The sequence below is a fragment of the Pseudokineococcus marinus genome (genome assembly GCF_013004605.1).
In the GTDB taxonomy this organism is placed as follows: domain Bacteria; phylum Actinomycetota; class Actinomycetes; order Actinomycetales; family Quadrisphaeraceae; genus Pseudokineococcus; species Pseudokineococcus marinus.
Genome location: NZ_JABEMA010000184.1, coordinates 1 through 6,315, shown reverse-complemented (window position 1 = coordinate 6,315; position 6,315 = coordinate 1). Strand labels below are relative to the sequence as shown.

The 6,315-nt window shown below is 75.5% G+C and carries 8 protein-coding genes; 3 read left to right on the top strand and 5 right to left on the bottom strand.

Annotated features, from left to right (window positions below; translation table 11 throughout):
* Nucleotides 1-31: 31 nt before the first annotated feature.
* Nucleotides 32-667, bottom strand: coding sequence for a cutinase family protein (locus HLB09_RS11535; RefSeq protein WP_171203516.1), 636 nt, complete (start codon nt 665-667; stop codon nt 32-34).
* 685 nt (nt 668-1,352) lie between these two features.
* Here HLB09_RS11535 and HLB09_RS11530 point away from each other — a divergent pair.
* Nucleotides 1,353-1,709: a hypothetical protein gene (locus tag HLB09_RS11530; RefSeq protein WP_171203515.1), complete on the top strand. Its 357-nt coding sequence runs from the start codon at nt 1,353-1,355 to the stop codon at nt 1,707-1,709.
* A gap of 73 nt (nt 1,710-1,782) precedes the next feature.
* Here the strand turns inward: HLB09_RS11530 and HLB09_RS11525 are convergent, their stop codons facing one another.
* On the bottom strand, nt 1,783-2,082 hold the full coding sequence (locus HLB09_RS11525; RefSeq protein WP_171203514.1) for a hypothetical protein: 300 nt from the start codon (nt 2,080-2,082) through the stop codon (nt 1,783-1,785).
* A gap of 351 nt (nt 2,083-2,433) precedes the next feature.
* Nucleotides 2,434-2,844 carry a hypothetical protein gene (locus HLB09_RS11520; RefSeq protein WP_171203513.1) on the bottom strand — a complete coding sequence of 137 codons (411 nt, stop codon included), beginning with the start codon at nt 2,842-2,844 and terminating at the stop codon, nt 2,434-2,436.
* A 266-nt stretch (nt 2,845-3,110) separates the two neighbouring features.
* Here HLB09_RS11520 and HLB09_RS17840 point away from each other — a divergent pair, with 266 nt between their 5' ends.
* Nucleotides 3,111-3,695, top strand: coding sequence for a hypothetical protein (locus HLB09_RS17840; RefSeq protein WP_212770947.1), 585 nt, complete (start codon nt 3,111-3,113; stop codon nt 3,693-3,695).
* A 119-nt stretch (nt 3,696-3,814) separates the two neighbouring features.
* Here the strand turns inward: HLB09_RS17840 and HLB09_RS11510 are convergent, their stop codons facing one another.
* Nucleotides 3,815-4,183 carry a hypothetical protein gene (locus HLB09_RS11510; protein ID WP_171203512.1) on the bottom strand — a complete coding sequence of 123 codons (369 nt, stop codon included), beginning with the start codon at nt 4,181-4,183 and terminating at the stop codon, nt 3,815-3,817.
* Nucleotides 4,184-4,508: 325 nt separating this feature from the next.
* Nucleotides 4,509-5,267, bottom strand: a complete 759-nt coding sequence (locus tag HLB09_RS20020; protein ID WP_171203511.1) for a MerR family transcriptional regulator — start codon at nt 5,265-5,267, stop codon at nt 4,509-4,511.
* Nucleotides 5,268-5,491: 224 nt separating this feature from the next.
* On the opposite strand from HLB09_RS20020, the gene HLB09_RS11500 reads away from it, so the two are divergent.
* On the top strand, nt 5,492-6,315 hold an 824-nt coding region (locus HLB09_RS11500; protein ID WP_171203510.1), incomplete at its 3' end, for a DeoR/GlpR family DNA-binding transcription regulator.

The following is a 6,315-nucleotide window of genomic DNA, read 5'->3' as shown; positions in this document are numbered from 1 at the left end:
CGGGCGCCCGCCCCGCGCCGCCGGCGCGACCTCAGTCCACCAGCGCCGCGGCGAAGGCCGCGCCCTCGCGGGTCGCCCCGCCGGAGACGTACGACGCGTGCCCGCCGGGGAGGGCCGGCTCGTAGCGGCCGCAGACGTCGTCGAGCGTCGCGCAGTAGTCGCGGGAGCGGCCCCTCAGCTCCGGCACGAGCTCGTCGAGCGACAGGCCGAGGCTCCCCAGCGGGTTGCCGAAGACGACCACCGCGGCGACGCGGTCGGCGTCCGCGGCGGGCACGGCCCGGCCGCCCTGGCGGCCGGACGCCCGCGCCGCCGCGAGGCTCACGACGGCGGCGCCGAGCGACATGCCGCCGACGACGAGCCGCGTGCCGGGGCACTCGTCGATCCGGCGCTGGACGTGGGCGGCGAGGTCCGCGGCGCCCTGCTCGACGCTCTCGCGGGTCTGCTCCGCGCTGTAGGCGACGGCGTGGGTCGTCGTCGTGCGGCCGGGCAGGGCGGCCGCCAGCTCCCGTGCGAAGGAGCGGCCGACGACGCCGAGGCCCGGGGCCTCGCCCGTCCCGCGCGCGACGACGACCTCGACGTCGGCGCAGGCGGACGGGGCGGCGGCGGCGGGGCGCCCGCCGACGCCTCCGGAGGCGAGCAGGCTCGCGGCCAGGGCGGCGGCCGCCACCAGGGCCGTCCGTCGCGAGCGCGGGACGACGGTCGGTCGGGAGACGGCAGGAGAGGGGTGCACCAGGACCTCGGGGGGTGTCGACCACGGAGGCACCGGACGGCGCCGATCGGACGATACGGCGCAGACCGGACGCACGTGTGCCTCTCCTGTGCCGCGGTCCCGACGGCGGCACCGGCACCGCGCACGCGTCATCAGACGGTGTCGGCTCCGCATCCCCCGGATCGACCGGCGCCGTGCGTGCGCGGCGTCAGGGACGGAGTCGGCGGGTCCGCCTGCCCCCTCGCACGACCACCGGGCTGGCGAGCCAGGCTCCCCACTCCTCGTCGCCCGCAGGGCAGACGCGCACTGCTCCGCATGACGGGCGTCGGCCAGGACCGTCTCCGGGCGGGTCAGACGGGACGCGGCCTGCCGAGCAGGGCGCCTGCGGCGGCGTGCCCTGCGTCGTCGCCGGTCGAGGGTCGGCTACTGAGACCGCTGCAGCCGCTCCAAGGCACCGCCACGCATCGGGTGAGCCTCCGCCCGGCCCCACCTGTGACAACAGCACCAATTGACTGCGGTGACGGTGCCCGGCGCGGACCATGGACGCATGGACACCCGCGAGGCACCTCCAGCTGGTCCACTCGCCGGCGCACCCGCGCCGCCAAGCGGCCGGCGGACGCTGCTGGCCGCGACAGTGGTCGTCGTGGCGGCGACCGCAGCCCTGGCGGCGAGCGTTCTCGTCCCGTACTTCGTCAACGACCTGCACGAGCTGCCGTTGGCCGAGGTCGCCAGCGGAGCGCACGACCCCAAGGACATGTGGCCCCCAGGAGCCGCCGGAGGTCTCCTTCAGCTCGCCGGCCTCCTCGCTGTCGTGGCGGTCCTGCCCGGGGCGGCCATCGGCGCGGCCCTGTCGGTCGCCGTGGTGCTCACGCACGCGCGCAGAACCCGCAGCCTTCGAGGCGTCGCCGTAGGTGTGGTGCTTCTCCTGCTCAGCGCCGCGCTGCTCGCCGGCTACGCGTCTCCGTTGGGCGCTGCGCTCGCGACATGGCGGCTGGACTGACCGCATACGGCCGAGACGTCTTTCGGTGAGCCAGGAGCCGACCGACTGCGGAAAGCCGTCGAGGGTCGTGCGTCTACCGGAGACGGTGCACTGAGCCGACGACGCCCACGTCCTGCTCGTCGAGGTGGATGACGACGACCTCCAGCTTGTCGACGTCCTTCAGCTCCTCAGGGAGGGGCACCGTCGACGACGTCGGCGCCAGGTCGGCAGTGCAGGCGCCATCGTTCCCACCGTCGTGCTCGGTCCACACCAGCAGCCGTCGTGGCTCCTCGAGCCGTGAACCCGTGACGACCTGCGGGCAGCTGCTGCTGCCCCACAGCTGCACCCGCACCGCGGTCGGCCGCCGTTCGACCGTCGTCTCGGTCGTCAGCACCTCCTGGACGGGGGTCTGCGTCGGCCCAGGCCGGCCGGTCACGGCTGGCTGCGGCGGTGGCTCGCTACGGGTGGGGACCGAGGCGTCCCACGTCGGTCGGGGAAGGCCCGAGTCCTGACTCGGGTCCTGGCCGCAGCCCGCGGCCATGAAGGTGAGAACCGCGGTGAGGCCGACCACGGCTGGAAGCGGGCGGCGACGCACGCCTGTACGACGGCGGCCGGCGTGGTGGAGGTTCCCACCGCTCGGAGGCACCCTGCATCAGAAGCACCCGCGAACACCGGGCGCCGGTCGTCGGTCGCAGCGACCGGCCCGCTGGCGGGCGGCTCGGCCTCGGGGGCAGCCCTCCCGCGATCACCGCGCGGCGCGGGCGATCCGCGCTCGGACCTCCTGGCTGATGTCCACATCGTGCGACAGGCTTCGGAGGTCGCCGGCCTCGACGCGCACGCCTCGTTCTCGGGCGTTGGTGGCCATCTGAGCCCAGTAGGAGGCTTCTTCTTCCTCGTAGGACGCGTGGTCTGGAGGCTCGTCAGGTCCGACCACCGTGCGGGCTGTGTCGGCCAGGTCCTCCAGGGACGTGTACGCCCAGATGTCGCTCGGGCCACTGGAGGACCAGCCCCGGTCGTCGAGCAGGGTCACCCGTCGTCCGTCTTCGAGCTCGAGCTCGAGCGAGGCGGAGATGGACATCTGGCGGTCAGCGTCGGGTGGAGTGCTCGACGGCTCGTCGACCTCGATGGACGTCACGAGCCTCTTCGCTGCGTGCATGGGCGCAGCGTCGCGCATCTCGCCGCTTCACGTGTGCCCGCACGCGTCGGCCATCACCGGTAGGACATCGCTGGCCGGACGACGTCCTGCTGTCGATCCTCTGCGGGATCCAGCCGAGCCCGTCGCAGGGACTCATCCGCGGCGGCCAGCGCGTGCGGCGTCCCGGTCGACGTCGACGTGCCCTGGAACGTCTTCGTGCGCACGTCCCTCGCGCCCTCGGTGGGTGAGGATGTCGTGATGCTGGCACCGACCTTGGACTCGCCGACGTGACGTCGGCTCGTGTGCGGCGGCGCGGGTACGGGCCCGCCGTCGGGGAGCCTCCGCCGCTGGTCGACCCACGCCGCTGGGGCAGCCTCATCGGCCTGGCGGGCGGCATGGTCTTCGTCGCGAGCTACTCGCCGGCGCTCGGGACCGGGGTCACGATCCTCGCCTGTGCAGCCGGCGCCATCGGCGTTCTCGTGGCCCTGCTCGCCCACTACGTCCGCCCGTCGGCGCTGGGGCCGCTGTCCCGGCCGCGTCCGGTCGCGCTGGTCGTCTACGGCGCCTGCGTCGTCGGCGAGCTGGCCCTCATCGCCGTCGGCTCCAGGGCCCTGGACGCCGTGGGGCAGGGCGACCTGCGGCCGTCCTTGATCGCTGCCGTGGTCGGGGCCCACTTCCTGCCCTTCGCGTGGGCCTTCGGCGAGGCGATGTTCTTCACCCTCGGCGGTGTGGTCGCCGGTCTGGGCGTGGTCGGGCTCGTGCTGGGCGCGCTAGGTCTCCCTGCCGCCGCTGAGGCCTTCGCCGTGCTGGCTGGCCTCGCGATGATCGTCGTCATCGTCCGGTACGCGCTCGGGAGGCGGCGTCGTCCCTGATACGGGAACCGCGGTGCGACCGCGGACGCTCTGCCCGGGCCCCTGGGCGTCCCGGTCGACGAAGGTCAGCCGGCCCGAGCGTGGAGCTGGGATGGCGACGGCCCAGCCAGCGGCTGCGACTACCCGTCCTCGTCGCCGCGCCTCCTCATCGCTCGGGACTCGGCCTCTCGAGGGGGCACGGACCCATCGCTGGACCAGGTGTCGGTCCGCACGACCGCGACGTCACGAAGCTCGGCAGCGAGGTGACGGGCGAGCCGGTCGAGCTCGGACTGCCGCCCCGGGGCGTTGGTCATGCTCCGGTAACGCTCAGGCCTGCCCCGCTCCCCCTCCCACTGCTCCTGCCAGTCATGCAGAGCGGCCACCAGACCGGGGCTCAGACCCGGCAGCGAGTCAGGGTCGATCAGGCCGGACGGCCCCCACACCGGCCATGTGGCGCCGTAGTCGGGGAAGACGTCGATGACCACCCGCTCAGGACCTGCGTCGTGCATGCGCTCATCGTGGGCGCCACCGTCACCGCCGAGCGGCCGAGGGGCGCCGCCAGCAGCCGATCGGGTGAGCGCACAGCAGGAGGTCTTCCGGCGAGCTCACCGATGCCGTCTGATCGACGGCGGGCCGTCCGGTACGACGGTCGCGCAGGGACGACGAGGCCCTCACCTCTCCGCGTCATGGTCGGCCGGCTCCGCGGTGGCGCACGCCGGTGGTGGTCCGACCGCCACGCTCCAGTCGACGACCGGCTGCCGGGACGTCGACGATCCGGGGGCCGCCGCACGGGGACGGCGCGGAGGCCGTGCCCGTGCGGCGTCGGTCCGGCGCTCAGGTGAGGTGGGCGTCGGCCCACACCCCCATCGCCTCCCGCAGCCAGGCGGCCAGGCCCGGCTCGACGTCGTCGTAGAAGGAGCGGAAGCGGGCGTCCTCGACGTAGGTGTCGGCCAGTCCCCGGTAGGCCGAGCGGTCCGGCGTCCAGTGCGCGGCGACGCCGGCGTGGTGCTCGGCCACGAGCGCTTGCACCTCCTCGTCGCCCGGCGCCGCCCCGCGTCGCACCAGCGCGCCCAGGCGCCCGGCGAGCTCGCGGTGCTCTCGTCCGCCGCGTTCGAAGTCCTCCCGGCTCCAGCCCGCCGTCCGCTCCCGCGCCTGGGCGAACGCCGCCCGCACGCCCTCCCCGTGCTGGGCCACGAGCTCCTGCTCGTACTGGTCGCGGTCGCGCGCCAGGCCCTCGAAGAACTGCTGCTCGGTCATGTCGGTGTCCCCTTCCAGGTGGTCCGCGGTGCGGCGTGCGGTCGCGGCCAGACGTGCCAGCCGGTCACCCTCCGCCGCGAGCTGGTCGGCGTGGGCCCGGAGAGCCGCGGCCTCGTCGCGCTGCCCGGCCAGGACCTGCCCGACGACCGCGAGGGGCACCCCGAGCTCGCGCAGCAGGAGGATGCGCTGCAGCCGCAGCAGGTGCGCCCGCTCGTAGAGCCGGACCCCGCCCGCCCCGGTGCCGGCGGGCACGAGCAGCCCGACGGCGTCGTAGTGGCGCAACGTGCGCGCCGTCGTCCCCGACATCCGCGCCACCTCGGCCGTCGTCCACGCCACTGCTCTGCTCCTCGCCGCCGCCGCTCACCACGGCGCCGGCGGGACCGTCCCACCGGCTCGACGGACGCTAGGGACTGACGCTGCGTCAACCGCAAGCACGAGTCCCGGCGGGTGGACGGGGGCTGGCCGCCGCGGCCTCGCCCTGGCCTTGACAACCTCGAACAGCACCTGACACGGTCGAACACCACGCGGGCCGGAGGCGCCCCGCCCGACCGGGAGGTCCCGTGCTCGCCGAGGAGCGCCGCCAGGCCGTCGCCGACCTCGTGCGCGCCCGCGGCGCCGTCCGCCTCGCCGAGCTCGCGGAGGAGCTCGGCGTCTCGGAGATGACGGCGCGCCGCGACGTCGCGGAGCTCGCCGGGCGGGGCCTGCTCGACCGCGTGCACGGCGGTGCCATGGCCCTGCGGGCGCCGAGCACCGAGGAGCCCGGCTTCGCGGCCAAGTCGGGCCTGCACGTGGCGGCGAAGACGGCGGTGGCCCGCGAGGCCGCCGCGCTCGTGCCGCCCGGCTCGTCGGTGGCCGTCTCGGCCGGGACGACCACCCACCTCGCCGCAGGACTGCTCCGCGAGGTGCCCGGCCTCACCGTGGTGACGAACTCGCTGCCCGTGGCCGACGTGCTCGCCGGCGCGCCCGGTGGCGCGGAGGTGCTCCTCGTCGGGGGCCGGCCGACGCCGTCGCGCGCCCTCGTCGGCCCGGTCGCCGTCCGCGCGCTCGAGGCGGTCAACGTCGACGTCCTGCTGCTCGGCGCCCACGGCGTCGACCCCGCCCGCGGGCTGACGACGCCGACGCTGGAGGAGGCCGAGACCGACCGGGCGCTGGCCCGCGCCGCACGCCGCGTCGTCGTCCTCGCCGACTCCTCGAAGTGGCGCGTCGTCGGCCTGGCCGCCGCGCTGCCGCTCGAGGACGTCGACGTCCTCGTCACCGACGACGGCCTCCCGCCCACCGCCCGCGAGGAGGCCGCCGCCCGCGCGGGTCGGCTCGTCCTCGAGGACACCCAGCGAGCCAGTGGGACCGAGGCCGCGGCCGGGGCGGCAGCGGCGCGCGAGGCGCT